Origin of the sequence: Scytonema sp. PRP1 (genome assembly GCF_036697665.2) — a bacterium.
Classification (GTDB): domain Bacteria; phylum Cyanobacteriota; class Cyanobacteriia; order Cyanobacteriales; family Nostocaceae; genus Kalymmatonema; species Kalymmatonema gypsitolerans.
In genome coordinates this window covers 93,213-118,646 of the sequence record NZ_JBAHYJ020000067.1, presented here as the reverse complement: position 1 = coordinate 118,646, position 25,434 = coordinate 93,213, and the positions used below count along the sequence as shown (strand labels likewise).

At 44.3% G+C, this 25,434-nt stretch carries 23 protein-coding genes; 9 read left to right on the top strand and 14 right to left on the bottom strand.

Going from position 1 to position 25,434, the window contains the following annotated elements:
• Positions 1-73 precede the first annotated feature (73 nt).
• The 6 genes from V5G28_RS13955 to V5G28_RS13930 all read right to left on the bottom strand — a co-directional run bounded on the left by V5G28_RS13955 (position 74) and on the right by V5G28_RS13930 (position 7,458).
• Positions 74-415: a hypothetical protein gene (locus tag V5G28_RS13955; protein WP_332988710.1), complete on the bottom strand. Its 342-nt coding sequence runs from the start codon at positions 413-415 to the stop codon at positions 74-76.
• A 28-nt stretch (positions 416-443) separates the two neighbouring features.
• Entirely contained in the window at positions 444-671 is a 228-nt protein-coding gene (locus V5G28_RS13950) for a hypothetical protein (RefSeq protein WP_336230574.1), read from the bottom strand.
• Positions 659-1,798: an ATP-binding protein gene (locus V5G28_RS13945; RefSeq protein WP_336230573.1), complete on the bottom strand. Its 1,140-nt coding sequence runs from the start codon at positions 1,796-1,798 to the stop codon at positions 659-661. Before V5G28_RS13945 ends, V5G28_RS13950 begins: the two co-directional genes overlap by 13 nt.
• 376 nt (positions 1,799-2,174) lie before the next feature.
• Positions 2,175-3,818, bottom strand: a complete 1,644-nt coding sequence (locus V5G28_RS13940) for an acetolactate synthase large subunit (RefSeq protein ID WP_332988705.1) — start codon at positions 3,816-3,818, stop codon at positions 2,175-2,177.
• Between the two features lie 41 nt (positions 3,819-3,859).
• Positions 3,860-5,227, bottom strand: a complete 1,368-nt coding sequence (locus tag V5G28_RS13935) for an NAD-dependent succinate-semialdehyde dehydrogenase (protein WP_332988703.1) — start codon at positions 5,225-5,227, stop codon at positions 3,860-3,862.
• A gap of 626 nt (positions 5,228-5,853) precedes the next feature.
• Positions 5,854-7,458 (bottom strand): adenylate/guanylate cyclase domain-containing protein, encoded by a 1,605-nt coding sequence (locus V5G28_RS13930; RefSeq protein WP_332988700.1) that lies wholly within the window; start codon positions 7,456-7,458, stop codon positions 5,854-5,856.
• Positions 7,459-7,921: 463 nt separating this feature from the next.
• Here V5G28_RS13930 and V5G28_RS13925 point away from each other — a divergent pair, with 463 nt between their 5' ends.
• Complete coding sequence (locus tag V5G28_RS13925) at positions 7,922-9,430, top strand: serine/threonine protein kinase (RefSeq protein WP_332988755.1); 1,509 nt, start codon at positions 7,922-7,924, stop codon at positions 9,428-9,430.
• A 43-nt stretch (positions 9,431-9,473) separates the two neighbouring features.
• On the opposite strand, the gene V5G28_RS13920 is transcribed toward V5G28_RS13925, so the two are convergent.
• Positions 9,474-10,319, bottom strand: coding sequence for a TlyA family RNA methyltransferase (locus V5G28_RS13920; RefSeq protein WP_332988698.1), 846 nt, complete (start codon positions 10,317-10,319; stop codon positions 9,474-9,476).
• 6 nt (positions 10,320-10,325) lie between these two features.
• Positions 10,326-10,754: a DUF29 family protein gene (locus V5G28_RS13915; RefSeq protein ID WP_332988695.1), complete on the bottom strand. Its 429-nt coding sequence runs from the start codon at positions 10,752-10,754 to the stop codon at positions 10,326-10,328.
• 449 nt (positions 10,755-11,203) lie between these two features.
• Between V5G28_RS13915 and V5G28_RS13910 the strand changes: the two genes are divergently transcribed.
• The gene (locus V5G28_RS13910) at positions 11,204-12,223 is read left to right on the top strand and encodes an NADP-dependent oxidoreductase (protein WP_332988692.1); all 1,020 of its coding nucleotides are present in this window, start codon (positions 11,204-11,206) and stop codon (positions 12,221-12,223) included.
• Positions 12,224-12,247: 24 nt separating this feature from the next.
• Here the strand turns inward: V5G28_RS13910 and V5G28_RS13905 are convergent, their stop codons facing one another.
• Entirely contained in the window at positions 12,248-16,453 is a 4,206-nt protein-coding gene (locus V5G28_RS13905) for a CHAT domain-containing protein (RefSeq protein WP_332988690.1), read from the bottom strand.
• Between the two features lie 87 nt (positions 16,454-16,540).
• On the opposite strand from V5G28_RS13905, the gene V5G28_RS13900 reads away from it, so the two are divergent.
• Together V5G28_RS13900 and V5G28_RS13895 are read left to right on the top strand one after the other, a co-directional pair.
• A complete protein-coding gene (locus tag V5G28_RS13900; RefSeq protein ID WP_332988688.1) occupies positions 16,541-16,852 on the top strand; it encodes a hypothetical protein in 312 nt (103 codons plus the stop codon).
• Between the two features lie 140 nt (positions 16,853-16,992).
• Entirely contained in the window at positions 16,993-18,504 is a 1,512-nt protein-coding gene (locus tag V5G28_RS13895) for an aldehyde dehydrogenase family protein (RefSeq protein WP_332988685.1), read from the top strand.
• A 42-nt stretch (positions 18,505-18,546) separates the two neighbouring features.
• Here V5G28_RS13895 and V5G28_RS13890 read toward each other — a convergent pair whose 3' ends face one another.
• The 5 genes from V5G28_RS13890 to V5G28_RS13875 form a co-directional block, all read right to left on the bottom strand.
• Positions 18,547-18,810 (bottom strand): hypothetical protein, encoded by a 264-nt coding sequence (locus V5G28_RS13890; protein ID WP_096564074.1) that lies wholly within the window; start codon positions 18,808-18,810, stop codon positions 18,547-18,549.
• A 254-nt stretch (positions 18,811-19,064) separates the two neighbouring features.
• Positions 19,065-19,349, bottom strand: a complete 285-nt coding sequence (locus tag V5G28_RS13885) for a zinc ribbon domain-containing protein (protein WP_332988681.1) — start codon at positions 19,347-19,349, stop codon at positions 19,065-19,067.
• Positions 19,318-19,449, bottom strand: a complete 132-nt coding sequence (locus V5G28_RS36725; protein WP_442994264.1) for a hypothetical protein — start codon at positions 19,447-19,449, stop codon at positions 19,318-19,320. Before V5G28_RS36725 ends, V5G28_RS13885 begins: the two co-directional genes overlap by 32 nt.
• Positions 19,450-19,581: 132 nt before the next feature.
• Positions 19,582-20,286: an HAD-IA family hydrolase gene (locus tag V5G28_RS13880; RefSeq protein WP_332988679.1), complete on the bottom strand. Its 705-nt coding sequence runs from the start codon at positions 20,284-20,286 to the stop codon at positions 19,582-19,584.
• A gap of 317 nt (positions 20,287-20,603) precedes the next feature.
• On the bottom strand, positions 20,604-20,834 hold the full coding sequence (locus V5G28_RS13875) for a hypothetical protein (protein ID WP_332988677.1): 231 nt from the start codon (positions 20,832-20,834) through the stop codon (positions 20,604-20,606).
• A gap of 104 nt (positions 20,835-20,938) precedes the next feature.
• Here V5G28_RS13875 and V5G28_RS13870 point away from each other — a divergent pair, with 104 nt between their 5' ends.
• The 5 genes from V5G28_RS13870 (at position 20,939) to V5G28_RS13850 (ending at position 25,304) form a co-directional block, all read left to right on the top strand.
• Complete coding sequence (locus tag V5G28_RS13870) at positions 20,939-21,103, top strand: hypothetical protein (RefSeq protein WP_332988675.1); 165 nt, start codon at positions 20,939-20,941, stop codon at positions 21,101-21,103.
• A gap of 1,005 nt (positions 21,104-22,108) precedes the next feature.
• Entirely contained in the window at positions 22,109-22,285 is a 177-nt protein-coding gene (locus V5G28_RS13865) for a hypothetical protein (protein WP_332988673.1), read from the top strand.
• Positions 22,286-22,619: 334 nt separating this feature from the next.
• Positions 22,620-23,519 (top strand): SDH family Clp fold serine proteinase, encoded by a 900-nt coding sequence (locus tag V5G28_RS13860; protein ID WP_096568967.1) that lies wholly within the window; start codon positions 22,620-22,622, stop codon positions 23,517-23,519.
• A gap of 58 nt (positions 23,520-23,577) precedes the next feature.
• Complete coding sequence (locus tag V5G28_RS13855; protein WP_332988671.1) at positions 23,578-23,730, top strand: hypothetical protein; 153 nt, start codon at positions 23,578-23,580, stop codon at positions 23,728-23,730.
• 122 nt (positions 23,731-23,852) lie between these two features.
• Entirely contained in the window at positions 23,853-25,304 is a 1,452-nt protein-coding gene (locus V5G28_RS13850; protein ID WP_332988669.1) for a hypothetical protein, read from the top strand.
• Positions 25,305-25,434 lie beyond the last annotated feature (130 nt).

Below are 25,434 nucleotides of genomic sequence, written 5' to 3'. Positions count from 1 at the left end.
CTTTCTGTCTGTATCCTGACGGCGGATTTGATCTGAGATGTTCCCTAGCAAATCCAGATAAGGGTATCCAGTATTACCATTGCAGGACTTCCCAGTCTTCCGGAGGCACAGCAGGCTCAAATGGGTCATCATAGTGAATGACTGTGCCATGCAGAGGGTTTAGCAAAACATTTCTCATAGTCCGGTTAACCAAACTAAGATAATCGCTTAATTCTTGATATTCATTCAATTCTTTTTCTTCTTCAGAAGTTAGAGCAGACTCTTTTTGTTTATTTATTAATGTTGTAATTCGCTCTTGTACCATGTTAGAAGCGCGAAATATTGGTACTCTTTCTACTAACTCTATGCGGACAGCACCATCTATTGGCAAACTGTTAGGTAAGTGATGCAGCTTTATAGGTAAATTAGTTGTCATATAATTTATCTCAACCCTTAATCTGAGTTTATTTCTCTAACAAATGAGCAAATGGCTTTATCTGTCGCAGTCCCTCCTCCCGCCAGTCGTCTGTCTCCCCATCTTCTAGACTAAATAATCTTTCCCTACAAAGAATTTGCAATAATAGTGGCAGACATTGACTTTGTTGCAAAATCCACTCCACATCCTCATCAGAAAAAGCAATAGGCGAACTAGCTATCAATTCCCACGCTTCTGCCTCCGTCAGCGCTCCCAAAGTCCCGGTATAGCCGAAAATATTGAAAAGGGTGAACTATGCCCTGTGCTACGAGCAAGTTCAATTGGTGATTCGTGAGTAGCCAAGACAAACGCCAAATTTCCCCTTGTGTGGTTAGTCGCTAATGAGCGCAAACACTCCCAAAATCCATCATCTAACTCTGGACAACGTTTCAACCCAACACCAATTTCATCAAGTAAGATGACTGTGGGGTTATGCAAATTCTTACTGACTACATCCATGAAGTACTCTAAGTTACAAGGATTTGGCACTTTAAAATTCAAGCATTCCAGAATATAGCTTAGTAGCCTGTCTCTACCTGCCATACGTGGGTCTTGAAAGTCTACGAATATCCACTGGTAATTTTCTGGATGTGGTAGCCACTCATACTTTTGACCTGGACGCAACTGTTCTGGTACGGTGGTGGTGATGTTTTTCAGGTAGTGTAGCAGAGAAGTTTTGCCAATGCGCCGTTTACCAATAATAGCGGCGTTTTGCAGGGGATGGCGTTTGAGTAAGTCGAAGAGGCGTTTGAGTTCTCTTTGTCGTCCAAAAAAGCAACGAGGATAGGTAATTGGGGAGCCAGTGATGAAGGGTGAGGGTTCCTCGGTTTTTGGTTTAGGTGGCGGGAGTTGTTTTTTCTCAACTGTTTCTTTCTTCTGTGAAGCAATTTCCAGCGCTGCTTCAATTTCACCTAGCTCATGTTCAAGACACCCTAGTTCAGCTTCCTCATTTAACAACCTTTGTTCTAATTCAAACTTAACTGCTGCACTCGTCTCAATAGCCAAGCTTTGCCGTATCCGCCCGACTTTCTCACTCCGGGTGTCCCACTCTTGTTGAAGCGTGTCTCGTTTCTTCTCCAAGCGATACTGTTGCTCAGCGCTCAATCCTTGAGGTTGAGTTTCCAGCTCTCTATGCGCGATCGCTCGCCATTCCAGCTTTAATTTCTGGCTAATTTTGATAAAATCCAGACAATCAATAGATTGACCACTGAAAAAACTTTTGACAGTGGATGGAGATACTCCTAGTTCTAGAGCTAGAGCTTGTTGGCTAGGGTAGCCATTCTCTTTTATATATGACTGAATTGTTGCAATCTGCTGTGGGGCAATTCTCAGCGATCGCGCCATCACCACTCGTCGAGAAACTGCTTAGAGTATAGCGGTTTTTCTTAAAAAGCGACACCAAGCACAGAGAACCCAGATGAAATCAGTAGACTTATGACATGATTTTTTGTATATTTTGTGTCTTTGTAGGTTCAAAATAATTTTTTCACCACAAAGGCAAAAAGGTAAGTAAGTCGGCAAGAAAAAACCAAACTATGTAAAGAAAAGTAAAATCTCTGTATTTGGCTCGTAGTAGCGCTATGGCTGACGCCACGCTGCGCGAACAGCGCTGAAGCGCTACTACAAACCAATGATGATTATTTGCGCCGACTTACTTAAACAAAAATGAGGAGTTAGGAGTTAGGAGCTATTAAACTCCCAACTCTTAACTCCTCACTGTTTACACTGCACAATTCAACGCGCCGGCTTTTTGCGAAAAGCGCGTATTCTCCCGGTAATCAACAGGACAATCTATCACTGCTGGAACATCCTGTGCCAAAGCTTCTTTCAGGATGGGAACAAAATCAGTAGCAGATTCAACGCGGTAGCCTTTAAGACCCATGCTTTCGGCAAATTTAACAAAATCAGGGTTGCCAAAATGCACAAAAGATGATCTACCTTTGCCAAAGTAATTTTCTTGCTTCCACTCAACTAAGCCGTAGCCACCATCATTGAAAATGAGGGTGACAAAGGGTGTACCAACGCGCAAAGCTGTTTCTAATTCCTGGCAATTCATCATGAAGCCACCATCGCCGGTTGCAGCAACAACTTTACGGTTAGGATGCACAAGTTTTGCCGCTACAGCACCAGGAATGGCAATACCCATTGCTGCGAAGCCATTGGAAATAATGCAAGTATTCGGGCTATGGCAGTGATAATGACGGGCAATCCACATTTTATGTGCGCCAACGTCTGAGATCACGATATCTTCTGGTCCCATCACCTGCCGCAAGTCATAAATTAACTTTTGTGGCTTAATCGGAAACCCGTCATCATTGGCATACTCTTCGTAGTCAGCACGGATATTTGTCCTTAAGTTGATAGCGTAAGGATTGGGCTTACCTTCGCGATCTGCAAATTTTAAGATTTCAGAGAGGGAATCAGTAATATCTCCGACAACTTCAACGTTAGGGATATAACTACTATCAATTTCCGCAGGGGTGACTCCAATATGAACAATGGGAATTCTCCCATCGGGATTCCATTTTTTCGGAGAAAACTCAATCAAATCATAGCCAATGGCAATCACTAAATCTGTGTTATCGAAGCCACAGGTGATAAAATCTCGCTGTTGCAATCCCACTGACCACAAAGCTAAGGAATGAGTGTAAGGAATCACGCCTTTGCCCATGAAAGTGTTGGCAACGGGAATATTCATTTGGTTGGCAAATTGTGTGACAGCATCACTTGCTTGGTCGCGGATAGCCCCATTACCAACTAAAATTATCGGGTTCACTGCTTGGGAAATTGCTGCTGCTGCTGCCCTGATACTGGCAAAAGAAGCGAAGGTTTTTTCAATGTTGTCCTTACGCAAGGGGTAGCCTTCTGCGGGCATGGCGGCAATATTTTCTGGCAAATCAATGTGAACTGCGCCTGGTTTTTCACTTTGCGCCCGTTTAAAGGCTTTGCGCACAAGTTCTGGTGTAATACTAGGGCGCACAATCTGTTTATTCCATTTTGTCACTGGGGCAAACATCGCCACCAAATCTAAATATTGATGGGATTCGATGTGCATTCTATCTGTACCCACCTGTCCGGTAATTGCCACTAAAGGCGCACCATCGAGGTTAGCATCTGCTACCCCAGTCATCAAGTTCGTTGCCCCTGGACCAAGAGTTGAAAGACAAACTCCGGCTTTTCCTGTCAAACGTCCGTAGACATCTGCCATGAATGCCGCGCCTTGTTCGTGGCGTGTGGTAATAAATTGAATGGAAGAATGTTTCAGCGCCTCTAAAACATGCAGGTTTTCTTCCCCAGGGAGTCCGAAAACGTATTGCACTCCTTCATTTTCTAAGCACTGTACGAGTAATTCAGCTGTATTCATATTTACTATTCCTCTGGGTTGATTGCACCTGATGTGGTTAATTATTTCACCCACACAGTTTTAACATTGACGAACTCATGTATGCCCTGGATACTCAATTCCCTGCCATATCCAGAACGCTTGATACCGCCGAAGGGCAAGCGGGGGTCGGATTTGACCATACCGTTGATAAATACCGAACCTGCTTCGATTTCCTCTACGAGGCGATCGCGTTCTTCGGCGTTTGTTGTCCAAGCACTAGCACCTAAACCAAAAGGTGTCGCATTTGCTAGTTTTATCGCTGCGTCAATATCTGGTACACGGAATAACATCGCTACCGGACCAAAAAATTCTTCCTGCGCTACTGGATTGTCTGGGGAAATATCCGTGAGAATCGTTGGTGGATAATAGTTTCCCGGACGATCTGATAAAGGATGTCCACCCGTCAAAACTCTTGCCCCACTCTTGACACCTGCTTGCAGTTGCTGGTCTAAGTCTTTAAGAATATCAGGAGTTGCCAGTGGTCCTAAATCAGTGTCGCTTTGCATCGGATCGCCAATTTTCAGCGCGTGGAATTTCTCCAGGAGTCGTTTTTCAAACTTGTCTGCTATTGTCTCAGCGACGATGAAGCGTTTCGCTGCAATACATGATTGCCCGTTATTCAACATTCTGGCTGTTGTTGCCGTGGTAACTGCTGCTTCTAAATCAGCACTTTCCAATACAATAAACGGGTCGCTTCCTCCCAATTCCAAGACAGTTTTTTTAATTTGTTTTCCCGATGCGGCGGCTAAACTTGCACCTGCTGGTTCGCTTCCTGTCAATGTCGCTGCTTTGACGCGATCGTCACTCATCAAGTCAGCAACTTTTGCAGCACCTATCAATAGAGTTTGAAATACGCCTTTTGGAAAACCTGCTTTTTGTATAATTTCTTCTATTGCCAAAGCACACTGTGGCACGTTGGAAGCGTGTTTGAGTAATCCTACATTCCCTGCCATCAATGCGGGTGCGACAAAACGGAACACTTGCCAAAAGGGAAAATTCCACGGCATGACTGCGAAAATTATACCTAATGGCTGGTATTTTACGAAACTGTGGCTGGCATCAGTTTTTACGCTCACATCAGCGAGAAATTCGGCGGCGTGTTCCGCGTAGTAACGACAGACGACAGCACATTTTTCCACTTCCGCGATCGCCGCTTTGAAGGGTTTGCCCATTTCCAGCGTCATGATTTTGGCAAAATCTTCTTTTTCTTGGTCTAAAATGTCAGCAGCTTTCTGCATCCAGTGCGATCGCTCTGAAAAACTCGTTTTGTGGTACTTTTCAAAAGCCTGTTGTGCCAAATCTAGTTTTTCAGCGATTTCTGTATCGCTTAATGGTTCAAAAGTTTTCAGCAACTCCCCAGTTGCAGGATTAATTGTGGCGATCGCCATACCCTGACCTCCCCGTTAAAAAATTATCACAGGTAGCATCCATATGTTATATACATCTATTGCGGAAGCTACTTCGCTCATTGTAGTCTTTCAAAAAATGCTAACTCTACTTATATTAAATTTTTGCAATCAAAATTGAAACAAAATATACATAAACCATATGTACTTATGCCTACAATCCCCCCTTGCAAAGTGTGCTTTTCATTAACTCTGCTTGATTTTAGCAGGATGTAGTTGTGTTATTAAAAATAAATTTTACAATTTGATATCTTTTTTTGACTTTTAATTATGAAATTACAGCAAAATCGCGCTTTTGTGTGGACTTATAACGTTCGGACGGCTGTTATCTTAGGTTTGTACACAAAAGCTTTGACTAGGAATGCCGGAGTGTAAGTGAGTCCACCGTGAATTTTGAACAGAGAATTTCCAGATTCCATGACACCCGTACCGAATCTCTCCTTAGTACAGCATTTCATTAATTCGTAATGTTTTTAAACGCACCAGGTAGCGGAGGTAGCGCAGCGAAAAGTTCTGCAGGAGGGTTTCCCTCCGTAGGAAACTTTTCAAGACAAAGGGACGCAGAGTATTGCCAACTTTAATGGTCTACCAGTTAATGAAATGCTTACTTAGTGCATTTTTGTCTGATAAACTTTGACTAATCGATTGATACCTTTGAAGCGATAATCTCCCATTTCTAGGAAGGATGAGGGTTGAGAAAGCATTTGATAAGTGGCTTCACTGACAACGCATTCCCCTGGAGGACAAATTGCTTCCATACGCGCAGCTAAATTAATAGTGGCTCCTAATGCGGTATAATCTACCCTTTGGGAACTGCCGACATCTCCAACCACAGCTTTACCACTGTTAATGGCAATTCGCAATTGCAATGGTTCGATCCAAAAATTTTTGGCGTTGAGAGTTTCCAGACGAGTTAACATACCCTTGGCAACAGTGACAGCGCGATCGGCATGATCCGGTTGTGGTTCAGGAGCGCCAAAAAATGCCATAATGCAATCGCCGATATACTTATCTAAAGTGCCACCACAGGCAAATACCTCTTGCAGCATCTCCTCAAATAAATTGTTAAGCAATTCGGCAACTTGAGTTGGCGTGAACCTTTCTGAAATTGCCGTAAAGCCAACCAAATCCGCAAATAAAATACTAATTTCAGTTTCTTGTGGAGGTAAACGTCCATTTGGCAATGCACCGACAGCTATCAACTGCTGTACAACTGCTGGGGAATGATAGCGTTCGAGTCTTTGGCGAATCACTTCTTCGCTTCTAAGTTTTTCGGCTAGCAGCCAACGTTGTACGCTAGAAGCTACAAGATTTGCTAAAGCCGAAAAAAAACTGAGTTCTTCCTCTCCTTTTTCTACCCAATGGTGAGAAGAGAAATGAGCATCAGCGTAGAGAACACCAACAACCTTATTTTCATCCCACAAAGGCACCGCCATTGCACTACGAATGTCTTTTACCAGAATACTGTTTTCTCCAGCAAACCTTTCATCATTTTGGGCATCAGCGGTTTGAATGGCAACTTTTTCGTCAAAGACCTTTTGGCAGATACTACGGCTAATCCAACTACCATCACTTGGGAGATGTTCTTGATCAGAGATCTTTCTCGTAGCAGCATTCAATAATTCCAGATTGCCACACCCAGAAACATCAATTAATAATGCTAAACGGTCAATACTGTTGAGGTAACGAAACACCACTTGCTGGACTTGGGAGAAAATCTCTTCTATGGAGGCTGCTGCGGAGAGATTCTTGGCTATGTCTACCAAATCTTTCAAGCGAGCGATCGTTTTGTCTTTGATGCTGAGATCACCATTGATGTTATCAGCAAAAATCCATTGCTCTTGCAATTGTTTAACGTTGCGAAGAATTGTTTTTCCTGGAGAAACGACTCCTTGCTTAAACGTGGATGATTCAACAGGAGTCAACATGATAACCAGGCACATATCCCCCAGCCAAACAACATCACCGTCTTGCAACTCTTGCGGAGAGGAAATCAAGCGTTCGTTCAATTGAGTGCCGTTTTTGCTGCCCAAATCCTCAATCGTCCACAGACCCGAAGGAGTTTTCACAAGGCGGGCATGGTAACGTGAAACTCCCCCAGAAGGTAAGTATAAGTCGCATTGCGGCAAACGACCGATAGTGAAAACATCTTGATGCACCGTCACCGTTTTTTGGGAATTTCCTTCTTGTAGGCGCAGTTTCAGTTTAGTCATGACTTCTATAAATCCATTCTGGAAGCAGGGAGTGCCAGCATTGCTAACGTAAAGGATATGTTAAGGGTTAAGGGTTAATCCTTCACTGTTTCTTTATGGCACTGCTGATCCCATTCCGACAACTAGGAAAAAATAACATTTTAGCTAGATACAGATACGGAAGAAACATTGGCGACGCTGAACTGTAGCAGTAAACAGCATACAAGGGTGAAACCTCTGGATGGATGATAGGCACTAGTATTGCTGCTACTGACACAGTACAAGTAGACTGAATCCCGCCAATATAATTTAAATATGAAGTTATTGTCTTTGTTGCGATTTTTACGTTGTCATGGGTAGCTGCCATCACCTGATTGTTGTACATATATTTCTGTAGCAATTATTTCTACAGCAATCCGGGAAAAACTACTTTTTTTTGAAAAAGTCTATTGTGCTGAACATTTCACCTGAGGAAAGCTATACCATGATCGGCTCCTTACTAGACCAGCGTTACCAGGTGGTTGAACTATTGGGTAAAGGCGGATTTGGTCATACTTACATAGCGCAAGATACTCGTCGTCCTGGGAATCCCACTTGCGTTGTCAAGCATCTCAAACCTGCGACTAACGACCCCGATTTTTTACAAACAGCGAGACGCTTGTTTAGTACGGAAGCCGACGCTTTGGAAAAGCTAGGCAATCATGACCAAATTCCTCGGCTGTTAGCTTACTTTGAGGAAAACGAAGAATTCTTCTTGGTACAAGAGTTTATCGATGGACATCCGCTGTCTGCTGAGATGTTAAGCGGGAACCGTTGGGAGGAAAGCCAGGTCATTCAACTTCTGTATGAAATTTTGCCTGTCCTAGACTTTATTCATAATAATAATGTTATCCATCGCGACCTCAAGCCCCAAAACATTATCCGCCGCCATTCCGACAATAAGCTCGTTCTGGTTGATTTCGGCGCTGTCAAACAGGTGCAGATTTACTCGCTCATGAGTCCAGAACAGCAGTTCAAAAACCAGACAATTGCTATTGGGACTCCAGGTTATATGCCAAGTGAGCAAGCACAAGGTAGACCTCGTCCTAATAGTGATATTTATGCTCTTGGTATGATTGCTATCCAAGCCCTCACAGGCTTGAGTCCTAAGCAACTGGCAGAAGATCCGACAAGCGGGGAAATTATCTGGCAACAATATGCTCAAGTCAGCGATCAGTTAGCAGCTATCATCAGCAAAATGGTACGCCCATACTATAAATATCGCTTCCACTTTGCAGACGAAGCGCTGGAAGCACTCTCCTCAATCACTCATCCTAACACACCAACAGCTGTTGCTGGTGCCGTCAAACATGTCCTACGTAACTATTTACGAGAAGGGTATGTGTCAGCAAATAAAGTGATGCAATCACTCCAGAAACTAGCAAAACCTGGTTACACTCCACCAAATAACACAACAATTCCTGACGCCACTCTACCACCTGCATCCCCTGCACAGAGTACGGTGAAAATTGCTCCTAATTCACCCACCTCACCAAACAATTCTCCCTCAAGCCTTGATTTTCTTGATAAATATCGTCGCAAACTACCATTACTTATTGCTGCAGGCGGCGGTATTGTTTTAGTTGTGTTTAGCATCATTTCTGCAACTCCACCACCGCAGCCCTCTAGTCAGAGAGCAGATAATAAAATTCCAGAAACAATAGAAGAAAAAACAAAAGTCACAACACAAAATAATACAACTGATCAGAACACAACACAGAAGAATATACCTGAAGAAAAAAAAGAACAAAACAATTGTATTGTTGTGACGCAACCTGCAAATCTACGTGCTGTTTCTGGGCGTAGGAGAACAGGAAAAGTTATAAAAGCAGGTACTCAGGTGACAGTTACTGGAAAACAAAATGGTGGCTGGATTGAAATTACTACTCCGGAAGAGGGTTGGATTTGGGGGAGTCGAACAAAAAATACTTGCAAAGCACCGAAGAGCAAATGAAAACCTTCACCTCTATGAGGGATAGGAACTTGATGTTTAAAGACTAAGAAGAGCTTTGCGTGTTTGCCTCTTTGCGCGAAACTAAAAAGTGCGCGGCAGATGATTGAGTCATTTGTTTGATGACTTCTAAACCCGGCGGTGGAGTTTCACTCTCCATCCCCAGCCATAAAAGATACTCTATATTCCCAGCAGGACCAGTGACAGGCGACCAAGTTAAACCTTTGTACTTCCATCCCAATTCACCAGCCGCTTGCAACACCTGAAAAATAGCATCAGCTTGGTCTTGAGAATCACGCACAACACCTTTTTTACCCACACGGTTTTTCCCCACTTCAAACTGGGGTTTTACCAACAACACAGCTTCACGGGGAGATTGCAGCAGCTGCCATAAAGCAGACAAAATCTTGGTTAAGGAAATAAACGACACATCAACCACCGCCAAATCAGCCAGTTCAGCATCACCATACAACTCTTCTGGCTTCAAATACCGTAAATTCGTGCGTTCCTTCAAATTCACCCGAGAATCATTTCGCAAACCCCAGTCAACTTGTCCATAACCAACATCAACGCCGTAAACCAATTTTGCCCCAGCTTGCAGCAGACAATCAGTAAAGCCTCCTGTAGAAATACCGCCATCCAAACAAATGCGCCCTTCCACAGGAATAGCAAACACTTCCAATGCTTTTGCTAACTTTTCGCCGCCTCTGGAAACAAAGCGCGATCGCTCTTTTATCTGAATTTGCGCCGCAACATCAACTTCCGTACCAGGCTTATCAATCACCTGACCATTAACAGTCACTTCCCCCGCCTGAATTAACCTCTGTGCTAAAGCGCGGGAAGAAGATAAATTTAGTTCTACTAACAGTGTATCGAGTCGTTGTTTAGCCAATTATCTTTACTCTTGTGGTGAAATCAAAGCCAAGGCACGATTTATAATTTCTTCTTGATGAACCAGTTGTTCTAATTCTTCTGGTTGATAACGCCCTTCTTCTACTTCTAAAGAACCCTCATCGATGGCATTTAAGTACGCTTCTTGTAATGTTTCCAACAATTCTTCAGTAGTTAAATAATAGCCTCCTGTCTCACGACGCTTATTTTCCCTTTGAATTTCCCGAACTGAATTACGAATAGAAACATCCCAAGAGCGAGTCGTGCGCTTTTCTGCTTGCTGTTTAATCAGATGTAACAGCAGAATCACAGCATAGCTACGAATGTTATCGATGATGTCTTGTTTGCTCATCTCTTCTAATTCTTCAACAATGACCAACGCTCCTGGTACATCACCTTTGAGCAACAAATTTTTTAACTCTAGTAATTCTTCCATATCCAGTGCCTCAATCGTTGGGCAACTTCTATTGTGGCGGATTTTCGGCGATCTTAATGGGCTGGATTTGTAAACCGAATGTGTGACCAATCATAAATCAATAGCCCCTAAAATGCTGTGTAGAGCCTTCTAGGGGCTATCTGGTGTAGTCATAGTCACACAAAACCTTAATAGTTATCATTTTGAAGGTTTTCTTCCATTACAGCGTTTTTCACATGATTAGACCACAAATCGTAGGGTGGGCATTGCCTATAAAAGCTTATGTGATGGACATTTGAGATATTGGGGAGCAATGCCCACCTTACAGAAAACGGCGCTAATATTTTGATGTAATCCAAATAACATTGATTCAAATCATCACCTTGATTATCCTAGTTCTAGGAACTGCATATACAGAGTCATTTGCGGCACGACCAACTCAACGCATTGGCAGAAAATAGGAATTATCAATGCCTAATTCAATTAACCAACAAATCTTACTCAAAAGCCGCCCAGTTGGGGAACCAAAAGAGAGTGATTTCGCCCTGGTGGAAACCCCAATCCCAGAACCAGGGGAAGGGGAAGTTCTCAACCGCACGATCTATCTGTCCCTCGACCCCTATATGCGCGGTCGCATGAGCGATCGCGAATCTTATGCTACTCCGCTAGAATTGGGGTCTGTGATGGTTGGTGGCGCAGTCAGCCAAGTGGTGAAATCGAACCATCCCCAATTCTCAGCTGGAGATTTTGTGCTTAGTTATGACGGCTGGCAAGCCTATGGCGTATCGAAAGGCGAAACGTTGCGTAAGCTTGACCCCAATCAAGCGCCCATCTCCTATGCGTTGGGCATAACGGGGATGCCCGGAATGACGGCATATTTTGCGCTGCTTGATATTGGGCAACCCCAAGCGGGCGAAACAGTTGTCGTTTCTGCTGCCTCTGGCGCAGTCGGTTCTGTAGCCGGTCAAATTGCCAAACTCAAAGGCTGTCGGGCAGTCGGGGTGGCTGGTAGTGAGGCGAAATGCGATTACGTCGTGAAAGAATTAGGGTTTGATGCCTGCATTAACCGCAAAACTCAAGACCTAAGTTCAGCACTGAAAGCTGCTTGTCCTAACGGAATCGATGTTTACTTTGACAATACGGCAGGTCCAATTTTAGAAGCCGTGTTGCAGCAGATTAATCTTGGGGCAAGAATACCATTAGTTGGTTTAATCTCGCAGTACAACGCAGAAAATCCTCCTCCTGGTCCTAATTTGATGCCACTGTTGGTTAAACGCGCTCTAATCAAAGGTTTTCTGGTTGGTGATTACCAACAGCGTCAGGCAGAGTTCGTAAACGATGTTTCTCAGTGGTTGCAAGAAGGTAAGCTCAAGTATAAAGAAGACGTTGTAGAGGGTCTGGAAAACGCCCCGCACGCCTTCATCGGTTTACTCCAAGGGAAAAACTTTGGCAAACTGATTGTCAAAGTTAGTGACGATCCGACACAATGAGTACGCTTCTTTAGAGACAGCCTCTTAACTATGAGATTTCCTCTTAATTTGAGGGGTTAGATGCTCTGGAATATTTTCTAGTTGAATGGCATTACAACCAAACTTATATGCAGTTTCAACGGACTTGCCAGCGCCTAAAGCATCATAGAAGCCCATTGCAAATTTGATTGCGGCTGCATCTCCAATTGCTTGGCTCATGCCGATGACATAATTGATGTATTGAGCAATCGCATCTGCCTGAATCTCGGAATAGCAGGCATTAAGTAAAACACATTCAACATGATCAGCGCACAGCTCAAATAAGCTGGATAAAGCCTCAGTGCTGACAAGCTTGGATTTGCCATTATTGTCTTCTACAACTATCCCGTCATCTCCTGCGCCATGACCGCTGAAATGGACAATTTGCGGTTCTATGTCTAGCAAAGCTCGACGCAAGTCATCAGTACGAATAGCCGATTTCTGTTCCAATCTGAACTGATCACGCTTATTGGCGCGGCGCAACGCCTCATCAATCTCACGCACTTCTTTGTCTAGACGCAATTTTGCTTCATTCTCTGGATTTGATGCTAAAAATAAAATTTTCTTCATAGTCTGTGCTCGAACCAAACTGATAATTTGAACAATCTTGTCAGGGCTTGGTGGCTGCCAAGTTTTACGCCGCATGATGTTCTGAGCATCTATTAACGTTTTCTTAAGCCAAGTTAGCTCAGGAAACTCTTGAGCAATTCGTTGAATCTCATTGCAGCCATGAGGCGTTCCAAAATTCTTGAGTTGTTCCAAAGTGCGGTCTCTGAGATTGGCAACACTCTCTCTTGTCCCTACAAAGTGAGCCATAACGTCATTGCTATCGTCGGGATCTTCATTGTGAGGATATTGGCGAACAAGCCAAATATACAAGTCAGCTAATTGCTTCTCGTTTAATTTTGAGCGAGTGCCACTTGGATAGGAACGATTAGCAACTGCTTCAATTAACTCTCGTCCAAAATCTGGATCTTGTTGAATAACTGACCAAACAGCTGACCAACTGGAAGGAGTTGCATAATCGAATAAGACTTTTGAGGCAATAATAACTCTCTCACGTTCATCTTCGTCCAAAGGCAATGGAAGAAATACTAATGTCTGAAGGTATTCTCTAGCTTCATCCAATTTATGCTCTAGAAGCTCCTCTAATAACTGTCCCATACACTTAGGCTTCAGCGACTCATCTTTAGCCTTCTCCAAAAGAACAGATTTCAAATATTTATCCCAGCACTTCTTAAATCTACTGGTTATGAATATGTAATCATGCTGCTCATTGTCTTTATCAATAAGAAGCAGCAAAGTTTCAACTACTTCGTTGCAAGCTTTTGAATAGGTTAACCTAACCAAATCCAGATAGTTATCCTCGTGCTGGTTTCTACAGGGAAAAGCAATGATAACAGATGCCCATTTTCTCCATGTTTCAGGCAAAACAGTTTCAAGGAACTCTGGATCTTCCAGCAAGAGTAACAGGAAAGCTCTACAGCCTGCTAAAGCTGGACGATTAAATTTGTTTTTTCCAATCCACTCAGTTTCAATTTGATCTTGCCTTCTAATATATTCTTTAGCACCGTTGACAATTCTGTCGCAAGTAGGCTTATCAGCTTCCTGCCATCCTGGAAGTTTAGTTATATTGGGTTCAAATTCGTCCTCATAGTGTCGGCTGTCAGGTTTAAGAGTCATTTGCATATTCAGTTGCCACCAAGCAGATAAATCTCCAGATTCTAGGAGTTCTAGAAGTTGAAGAACTCTTTTTTTTGGTGGCGGGTCTAGTGGAGGAGGAATATTTATGCGGTTTTTTAGCTCATAATATTTGCGATATTCAGCTTCCAATTGAGCAGCCTTCTCTGAGTTGATCTCAATTGGTTCAAAATAAGGTTTAAGTTCTTCACGCAGAAAGTCATTGGTTTGAATGGCAGTAACGATAGCATCAATTTCCTGAGCATCATTACGATCAAAGCTCCACCGTATAACTTGTGACCAAATTCTCTGTGTTCCCAGAGAGATGCTATTTTGGAGCCTCCCTAACATCCAGAAAATATCTCCTTTCAAAATCATTGTCTCTGTTACGGAACTCAAGAGAAAATCCGGCTCTTCACCCAAATCTGCAACAATAGCAATTGCTTGCTCAAGTAACTTATATCGCCTTTGAGTATGCTTCAATAAATCGACTTCAAATTTCTTTTGAAGTTCACTACTATCATCAGTTATAATCCGCTGATACTCTTTCCACTGCACTATGGCTACTCTGGCAAAATGCTCTGCTACTCCAGGGAAATCCAAGTTTTCCCAAGCTTTATAAAGAATAGCATCTGCCAATTCTTCAAAAGGATGACTAAAGTCTCTTAAACCTTGTTGCTCAACCCATTTAAGAGATATAACTAAGTCATCTGGTTGCAAGGTTCGTGGGATCTCGTAATCAAGAAATATTTGATATGAGCCAGTAAAGTTTCTTTTTTTAGGACGGCTTAAGGAATTTAATAATTCCTGAATCGTCAGAGAATTTGGAAAAACTGCTCTTAGGCTATATCCTTTTAGCTGATCATACTCATCTTCCAGTATTTCTCTAGTAGCTAGTGATTTTAGTTTTACTCTTGCCTGTTCATCTCCAATTGAGGCAATTGCACTGGCAGCACTAACTCGGAGATCGATTGATTCAGATGAGTCAAGTGCTAAGTTAACCAACTCATCTTGAAGTTCACTCAATTCACAGACTTCAGCAATATTGATCGCTGTATCCCTCGCATCAATTTGTCTACTAGAGTCCACAATATATGGACGCAGTTGTTCAGCTAAATTAGGATGCTTAAGTTTCCAATATGAGTGATAATTAATCATCTCTTTATCAAAAAAGCTTTCTTGCTCATACTGTGTCAACAAATTAGAAACTATAGTTTGTCGTAAACTTACATCTGTGGGTATATCGCTGCGAAGTAATATATCAGGATCAGTTTTAATGATTTCCTCAAGCACATCAGGTCTCATACTAGCTAACCATGCAGCCGTTTCATGAAGGTGAGGAACCAATTTATTGTTAGGGTCTTCAGGTGAACGAGAAAAATTCAGGATTGAGCATACAGGAGTTTTATGTTGCACCACGTACCATGCTGCTAAAAACTCAGCATAGGTTTGATGAGCCCATCCCATACGCTGTTCCCCACGAGATGAAAACAAGCCAGTATCTAAAACCTCTTTGATGGCTGACTCAGTGATCTCAAATTCCTTACTGCTAGCAACTTCATGCCCAGTGCAGATCCTCCGAAGTAGCACATCTTCATCTGGAACATCACCTCGATCTACTCCAGTCCAAACGGCAAATCGATTTGAAAAAACTGTAACAGCCGCAATGCGAGCAGCAACAATTAAGCGTTGATCTACATTAAGCTCGCCTTTAGTATTTGAGGCAAGGCGGCTCTCATTAGTTTCTTCGCATAAACAGCGGCAACCCTCAAGGTAAAGTTCATGCAGCCTTTGATTTTCAGGAAACTGACCATTATGACGGCGATAAGTATTTAGCAGAAACTTCAGCGTGATGGGCTTAATCGCTAAGGGGACAATGCTTTTTTTATATACTTCTTCCAAGAAAGGATTTGGAGCAATTCCTTCAGCTTTTGCTGCTTCTATAACATCTTTCTGACGAAGTGGAGCTAGCTCATATATTCCCACTGAGCTTTCTCCAAAAAGTTTCTTTAGACCTTGCTCAAGAACGGATGGAAAGACTGCTGTTCTACAAGCAAGACGAAAGGTTAAACGACCAATTTGCTCGTGATAATCGCTAAGCTCATCAACTAAAAGAGTTGCCAGTTTTTTTATCTGTAAGAGACATTCATCAAGACTATCCAAAAAGACGTGTAGCCGATAGTTACCATTTAGCCAATCAGTAAATTTTTTACTTTTAAATAACTTACTATCTAGTTCGTATGTATGAGAAATTGATCGCAGATTAAGTGAAAGTATCTCATCTCTCGTATTTTTAAGCTCGTCAGCAACTTTATCCTGCTCCGCCTCTATTGCTTGACTCTTACCGATACCTGGTTCACCAAGAAGCACTAAGCACGGTATTTGAGAGATAGCACTAAAGGATACTAAGTCAGGATTGTAAGCATTGCTCCATTTAGCTTCTGGATCATACAGATAACCCCCATCGGCTAAATTGATGTGTCCAGAGCGAGGGCACCAAAATCGCTGCCAGTTATAGACCTGAGCTGACATACTGAGCGTTTCGCAAAGAGAACAAGTGTTCTTCCTAAGATAACTTCCCGTGAAAATTTTGGCTGTAATGAATGAAAACGGTAGAACTTGACAGTGTTTCTCTACCAGGCTGTCTTACAACAAGAATTAGAGGAAATTGATGCTATCCGCGCCAAGCGATTTTCACACAGACGCTTCGCGATCGCAATTCTCGATATACATCTATTGCAAGAGCTAACGCATCCTACCAGATTGGCGATAGCGTATCTCCTTTGGAGACGCTCCGCGAACGCGGAGCGTGTGCTTTGCACAAGTGCGCTGCTGCTTACAGCAGATCGCACTAAAACGTTCTGCAAAGTAGTCATAGACAGAACTCCAGGAAGGTATCCTCGAACACACAATATTGAGCTTCTGTCCTAACCATAGGGAAGATGAAACAGAACCGCGATCGCAGCTACAACATACATACCATAACGCATTCGGTTTTTGTGAGATACGTCTGATTGAGTCTCTGCGTCGAGAGGCAGTATCCAACCTGAAACCGATAAGGAGACTTTTTTATGACCACAACGACCCCAAACCGAACGACCGACTCAACTTCTAATGCACCCGCTCCCTACACCGGATTTGATCACCTATTCATCGGCGGGCATTGGGTCACAGGTCGCTCTGAACACAAATTGCGACCCATCAACCCGTACCGCCAAGACGTGATTATGGAAATTCCGGCGGCGGACAAACGCGATCTCGAAGATGCCTATCAAGAAGCTCAACGTGCTCAAGTGGCGTGGGCGGAGGCATTGCCGAGTGAGCGATCGCTTATCATGCGTCGTGCAACTGACATTATGGATGCCCGTCGTGAGGAGATTATTTCGTGGTCGATCCGGGAGGCGGGTAGCCCGCGCAAGAAAGCCATGCTGGAATGGAAGGTGGCGCGTGATGTGATGGAACAAGCTGTTTCGGCTCCCTATGGTGCCGAGGGGCGCATTCTCCCCTCTGATATTCCGGGTAAAGAAAGCCGAGTCTACCGCCGTCCAGTGGGTGTAGTAGCTGTAGTCAGCCCGTGGGACTTTGCCCTCAACCTTGCTAATCGCTCGGTTGCCCCTGCCCTTGCACTAGGCAACGCGGTCGTGCTGAAACCACCCTCGAATACTCCCGTCACGGGTGGTCTGATCTTTGCCAAGATATTTGAGGAAGCGGGACTTCCCCCCGGTGTGCTTAGCGTTGTGGCAGGTCCAGCCCGCGAGATTGGGGATGCGTTCGTGAGCCACCCCATCCCGCGTGTGATTACCTTTACCGGATCGACAAAAGCCGGTCGGCATATTGGGGAACTGGCAATGACTAGCCCGATCATGAAACGCGCTTCGCTTGAACTCGGCGGTAACAGTCCGCAGGTGGTTTTAGACGACGCTGATCTGGAACTGGCGGTAAATGCTGCTGTGTTTGGTAAGTTCTTGAACTCAGGTCAAATCTGCATGAGTATAAATCGGCTGATCGTCGATGAGCGTGTCTATGACGAGTTTGTCGATCGCTTTGTTGATCGCGTCCGCAATCTGAAGATGGGCGACCCAAACGACCCGGATACGGATATTGGTCCTATCATTAATGAAGCTCAGTTGAATTCACACCTCAAGCACATTCAACAAGCACGTCAGGAGGGTGCCCGTCAACTACTCGGTGGCGACCCTGATGGACTAATGCTACCGCCGCACGTCTTTGTCGATGTCAACAATCAGATGTCAGTGGCGCGTGAGGAGATGTTCGGACCTATCGTCTCCATCATTAAAGTCCGCGATGAAGCAGAAGCCTTGCAGGTTGCGAACGACACTGAGTACGGCTTATCGAGTGCAGTGTTTACCCGCGATGAGGGACGCGGGCTGCGCTTCGCACGCTTAATGCAAGCGGGGATGACGCATATCAACGATCAGACGGTAAACGACCTCCCGAATGCTCCCTTTGGTGGCGAGAAAAATAGTGGGATAGGACGTTTTGGTGGCAATTGGGCGATTGAGGAGTTCACCACCGACCATTGGATTACGGTGCAGCATACCCCGCGTACCTATCCCCTCTGATAAATAAGCACCAGTTGAAAGGGGATGAGGTTTTACGCGCGATCAATAAAGACGACACTCTTGAGAAGAATCACTGTTATCAGTAGGCAATCCTACCTCAGCCTCCGCACGGTTCAGCATTGACTCATGCAGGTGTTTTTCATGATGACGTTGCTGCGCCATTAACTCCCGTGCTTCTTCTTGAGTCATAGCGTCTGTCCCTGCGGGATGTGCTGCTTCAGCACGATTGAGCATTGACTCGTGCAAGTGTTCGTCATGCTGGCGCTGCTGAACCATTAATTCCCGTGCTTTATCTTGAGTACTCATACAATTTTTTCTCATCAATATTTAAATTGTTCTTCTATTTTGCAACTTAAAAAACTAAAGCAAAACGTTAATCCGATAAATAAAACACAAATTGACAAAAAACAATTTATCGCAACTTTGATGCAGCTAATATTGTTATCTGGTGAACACTGCTCCAAAATACTTACCTAAACTTGGTTAAACCTTGTTTAGAGATTTCTTCCTGCTTCATGCAAGGGAGTCGACTCCTACTTGTCCACAGGCGTAAATTCCGCTTAAGCCAAGCGTATTTTATCTATGGGGGCATTTTCAAGATTTATTGCGGCATTTTCGTCGCGGTCTTGAATATGTCCACATTGCGGATTTTGGCATCGAAACACACGCTCACTGAGTTTCATTGATTGAATGTGACCACACTTAGAGCAAGTCTTAGAGCTTGGATACCAACGATCTACAAGTTCTACCTTTGTACCGTAGTGTGACTGCTTGTAAACTAACTGACGACGAATTTCGTAGAAGCAGTTATTACTAACAGCAGTCTTCCAGCTTGTGATTTGCAATCATTCCCGAAACATTCAGATCTTCGATCCGAATCGTGTAAGCTCTACGACTCAGATCAGTGGTCATCTTTTGTGTCGTATCTTGCCGAATATTAGCAATACGAGCATCCAGAAGCGCTAACTTGTTGTAGTATTTGTGTGCGTTGTTTGATGCCTTTACATTTAATTTCTTATTGCCGAGAATCTTTTTCCGATTACGCCATTGAAGTTTACCTAGCTTGGTTTTCGCCTTCTATTTTGCGATTAAGTCAAGCTCCACGATCTGGTTGGCTGCTTCGACCAAATCACAAGCGATTACCTCTGGTTGCGGGTAAACACTGAGATAGTCCTTCTCCTCCTGATTAATGAAGGCAGTTCGCAAACCAGCACAGGCGGCACCTGCAATATCCCAGGCATGAGCAGCAACCATCCAAACATCGGCAGATGCATCCTGCTTCGCCAAGGCGTAGACATCCGGATGCGGCTTCGTCTTCTGGATCGCATCACATGAGAAGATGTTGGCAAAGTACTCAAGGGCATTGGCACGATCTAGCAGCTTATGGGTGGAGTCCTCACTGCCATTGGTGAGGGCGACTAGCTTCCAACCTGCTGTCGTTAGAAGGCGAAAAGCTTCTAAAGCCTCTGGCTGTGGCTCCAGTTCGGAGAAGGCGTTTACCACATGCGTTAGCGAAGCGGGACGCGATAGCGTCCTTCGCTGTTCAGCATCTGCCTCAATTAAGAGCACCTTGAGCGTCCGGGGCAGTTCTGCCTCTAGTACTTCCTTGAGCGGTCGGTAGCCACCTGCATGGGAGAGGGCGAAGGCATCTCGTAAGGTTTGGGCAAACCAGAGTTGGAGAGCATGAGGGGGAGCACCCAGCTCTACCAATCTCTGGCGGGGCTTGTCCAAACTGAAGCAGGTACCGATGATGTCGAATACTACAGTGCCTTTTGTGTTCATTGAGGGTTGATAAATTGAGAATTATATGGTATAGACCCGCTACGCGGTGAACCAGTCCAGTGCGGAGTCCACGATCGCTGCGGGAATTGTGTGGGGACCGTCGAACTCCCGATACATTGTAGCCAGCACGCCGCACCTGCGGCACTATCTTACGGCTGCAAACGTCGATTGGTAAGACAGAGTCTCGCGTGCCGTGCGAAATGAACAGGCGCGGTGTGCCAACCTGTGAAGCTGGTGCCATAAACCCCGGCGAGAACGCTATGACATGGGTGAACAGGTCGCCATCCCCTAGCTGTTCCCAGATTAGTTCTAGGGCGTCATCCTTGTCGCTGTGGCGGCATTTGTTCCCGTAGCGTTGCTTGAGCCGAGTTGCAGAATTTCAGACTACCATCTACTCTGGTGACTGCTAGTTTGTTGCTCGATACAGCCCAGGCATCCCCTGTCTCTTCCAAAGTCGTCTCTACTTCCTGCCAATCCTGACGGCTGATGGCATACCTAATAGCAGGGATGCCACCTAACCAGTCAACTCGGACTAAATCGGGAGCCAAAAAACAAATTTCAAGCTCCGTTTGCTCGAAGTAGAAGTGAGCGCCTCTAGCTGTCGGCTCAGCCTGAAGTAATTTTCCAGGTTTGTCAAAACCTTCTTTTGTTTGTGGAACAGCAAACTCGCGTTCAAGGCGATCGCGCTTACCGAAGAAAGGCAGAGGGCAGAGGGCAGAGGGCAGAAGGAAAGATTGTAAGTTTTAATACAAAAGCAGGTTCTATGTGCTCTGCCAGATGGTCTAAAGCCCCTGAATTTATTTATGGAGACAAATAAAAAAGTGCGAACTTTATTAAATCCCCCGCTTTCAAGCGTGGGGAAACATAGCTGCCTTCAGACGAGCGTACTTCTGCCTTCTTAAGCGAGTAGAGGTATGCCGAGTGAGCGTAGGTCAAGTAGAACAGCGACCCGAAAAAAAATTTTAATCTCAGTGATAGGTTTTTGAAGAAATCCATAATGCCTTCATCAAAGAAACCTAGGAAGTTTCTAATCGCTCTTTAAAAAGTACACAAGCCTAAAAAACTGACTACTTTTTTTGACGAGAAGAAACTTCCAAGGGCATGAGGAGTATTATTAGGGCTGACACAAGCATGGCTGTTGTATCTATCCAACAGAGTAACAGCTAGTGCTTTTCGTAACGCCTTTCTCAGGTAGGAGCGGCAAGTTAAGGCGAGTTGTGATGGCAAGCACCAAAGGAGTTTTATAAAAACAAAAAGACGAGTAACAGAAAGCCAAAGAAGGACAAACTCGACTCGACAAAGATTGGAAGAGTAATACTACGTTCCATAAAAATACCTCACTTGAGAAATTAAAAGGCGATCGCTCAAGAACCCGGAAGCAAACGCCCGGTCTAAGAAAGTGTTTGTTCTTATATCTACAGATTAGATGCCGACGAGTGCTTGTTTCATATACCAAGCGAAAGGAGTTTATGTTAAATCAATTCGTTAGGAGTTATACGGGAGTTTCTTTTCCCGATAAGCTTGCATCCATTATCACTTTTACAAACCTCAAAAACTATTAATATTGTATTCGCTGGCACATTTCCCTTTTACCAGAAACTTAGCGGGAGAGTGAAAGCCCTTACCTTTTTCTGTGGGCATTGGTCACTATGCGATCGCGCGATCGCCCTATGGTTCTTGCCCAAAAATAAGCCCCCTTCATGCGAGAAGGGAGCTAGAGAATGGTTTCATATCTTTCTGCTGATAATGATTAAATGCAGCTAAAACTGACTTATGCAGTTCGCCGTGATCGATTGTTGAGACACCTGGGTTTGAGGCGCTGGTGTCAAAGGAGGAACTCAGTCGCTTCAGCAGTGTTCATCCGTTGGGGCGCAATGGACAGCCTACTGACATTGCACAGGCAATACTCCAACAAGTGCAAGTGCTACGCGCAAGTTGGGTTAGGGGCGCAATTCTCCCTATAGATGGTGGCGTTACAGGCGGACGACACGGCGCTTAAATCAGTTATCAGTTATCAGTTATCAGTTATCAGGTTATCAGGCGTATGGTGGGGGATGCGCTCACCGCCACCAACGCATAAAGGTGCTCTTGGTGGGGGACGCGCGACCACTCGTATTTAACTGATAACTGCGTAGGTAGCTGTTCACTGTTAATGCCTCTGGGGTTCAATTCTTCTAACTCTCTAGATAGACTCAATATTTCCCAAGAATTGAAACAATAAGGACGGTCATCCTAATTTTGGCAATCTATCCTTAGCTGACATGCTTTTACTAAAGCAAGCAGATAGGACGTTTACCGAAGTTAGGCATATTAATTTTAATTTTGAATAGCATATGGGCTTCGGTATAGGTGATTTATTTTGGGTTTTCCTCCTTCTTTCTTCCCTGCAACCCCTGTGGCAGAAACGTCAGATAGAGTACCGGCGCGTGCGCTCTCTACAGGAATTTCAGCAGCAACGTAAAAGCCGGGTGATTTTGCTCATTCACCGCCAAGAGTCTATCAGCTTTCTGGGAATTCCCGTATCGCGTTACATCACCATTGAAGACTCAGAACAGATTCTGCGGGCAATTCGCCTCACTCCGCCAGATGTTCCAATTGATTTAATTTTGCATACTCCCGGTGGTTTAGTCTTAGCAACAGAACAAATAGCTAGAGCATTAATTCGCCATCCTGCCAAAGTGACCGTTTTTGTACCCCACTACGCGATGAGTGGCGGCACAATGCTTGCCCTAGCGTCCGATGAAATTGTCATGGATGCTAACGCCGTTCTTGGACCAGTTGACCCACAACTGGGTAACTTCCCAGCAGCCAGCATCATTAAAGTTGTTGAACAGAAGCCCATTGGTGAAGTTGACGACCAGACTTTGATTATGGCAGATTTATCACGCAAAGCGATCGACCAAGTACAGCGTTTTGTAAGGACTCTGCTGAAAGATACAGTACCCACACAAAAAGTCCAGCCAGAGAACATCGAAAATATTATCGATGCCCTAACAACTGGGCGCGTAACTCACGATTACCCAATCACCGTTGAAGAAGCAACGGAAATGGGGCTGCCCATAACAGCAGGACTGCCCCGTGTGATTTACGACCTCATGGATTTATACCCACAACCACAAGGCGGACGCCCCAGCGTACAGTACATTCCTATGCCTTACGATGACCGCCGTCCAATTTTACCTACTCCCAAAGGTAGACCTTTAGAAGAACCTAGCCCAAGCCAGTTGAGTTAAGGTAACTCATTATCTTGTTGGCGTTGGTGCAGGCGTTGCTGTCGGTGATACTCCAGGTGTGGAGGTAGGAGTCACTGTAGGCAACGCTTCTGGTGTAGAAGTCGGCGTCGCAGTTGGCGACGCTTTTGTTGTGGGAGTAGGTATCCTTGTAGGTAACACCTGTGGTGTAGAAGTAGGCGTTGTGGTTGGTTTTGCTGTTGGTGTTGGCTAAGGTTTTGTCACCTATCTATAAATTTAGTTTTTAAAATCAGCAGGTATAGGTTGGCAAGACCTAAAACCACGTAATTTAGAGATATTGTATTCAAAATCTGTACTTTACTTATTTAAAAGCCAATGGCTAACGTAAAACCTTTAACACGGCGTAACTTATGGTTTGAGCGATTGATGGCAATAATTGCCTCTGTTAATTTAGGCTTAGTTTTATTTGATTTAAGTTATGTTCCTTGGCGAGATTTTTACATACGAAATTTGCCGCAAATTACTCGAATATACGATCCAATTAAAGGGATTGAACCTCATCGAGAAACGGAAAACTATCTGGTAACAGTAGACGCACTTACAGAACAGGTGAGTCAAACAGGGTTGCAATCGCCTCAGGTGGCACAAAAACTAGAGGAACTCAGCCATCTTAGTGATGAGATGATTGACAGTAACCCGTTTGCGGGGGTTGATAAAAGTGGTACCTTGGAAAAAATCAAAAATCGGATGCGCGATCGCATAGGGGTTAAATCTTCCAAGCAAGCCTTTTCCACTTTCTGGAGCCAGGCATATTTATCAAAACGTGGCTGGAACCAAGAAATTAATTTTTTCAACCAAACAATTCGTCCTTTAATTATCACCAACTACTACCGAAGTATTGGAGAAAATGGTGAACTCATTGATAAATTTTGGAGAATTGACTTACCATTTGTGATTTTATTTGCTGTAGAGTTACTGGTACGTAGCTTTTATATCAAACGTCAGCACCCTGGTTTTAGCTGGTCAAATGCGATTTTGTGGCGTTGGTACGACCTATTTTTGCTGCTACCATTTTGGCGAATTTTACGAGTTATACCTGTATTAATTCGCCTCGACCACGCACGTTTATTAAATCTCCATCCACTACGCCAGCAAATTCATCAAGGAATTGTCGCGAATTTTGCCGAAGAAATCACAGAAATTGTCGTAGTGCGGGTTATTAACCAGGTTCAGGGGTCTATTCAACGGGGCGAGCTAAAACATTGGCTGTCACAAAACGAAAACCTGCGTTCTTACATAGATATCAATAATATTAATGAAGTAGAAGCAATTGGATCTATTTTGGTAAAAACAATTGTTTACCAAGTGCTGCCAAAAATCCAACCCGAAATAGCTGCCATTTTGCGCCATAATATCGAAAGCGCCATCACACAAGCCCCGATGTATCGCAACCTGCACTCCTTACCAGGGGTGGAGGTGATGCAAAGTCAGCTGAGTGAGCAACTGGCAACCCAAATCACGGCTAACCTTTATGGTGCGATCGTCAGCGCAACAGAGGATCCAGTTGGCGCTAAACTTTCGAGTCAACTCTTGCAACGCTTTAGCGAAGCCTTGGGAACAGAAATGCAGAAAAAACACGTCCTCTCAGAAATTCAGAATTTACTTATTGACTTTTTAGAGGAAGTGAAGCTCAACTACGTCCAACGCCTCTCACAAGAGGATCTGTGGAAAGTTCTGGAACAAACCAAGCAGCTACGAAGACAGCCGTCAGTTGCGCCTGCACAAGACAAAAACTCTGCCGCACTGGTGCGTAGAGAAGGAAGCTGATTGTTGCTTTCCCTTGAATAGTAAGCGTCTCCTGCTGCGGGAATAAACTCAGGACTATTTTGGGGATGAAAAATTGAGCCACACCCCCAAATTTTCTTTGGGGGATTCTGGCGCTTAAGTTGGGATTAGC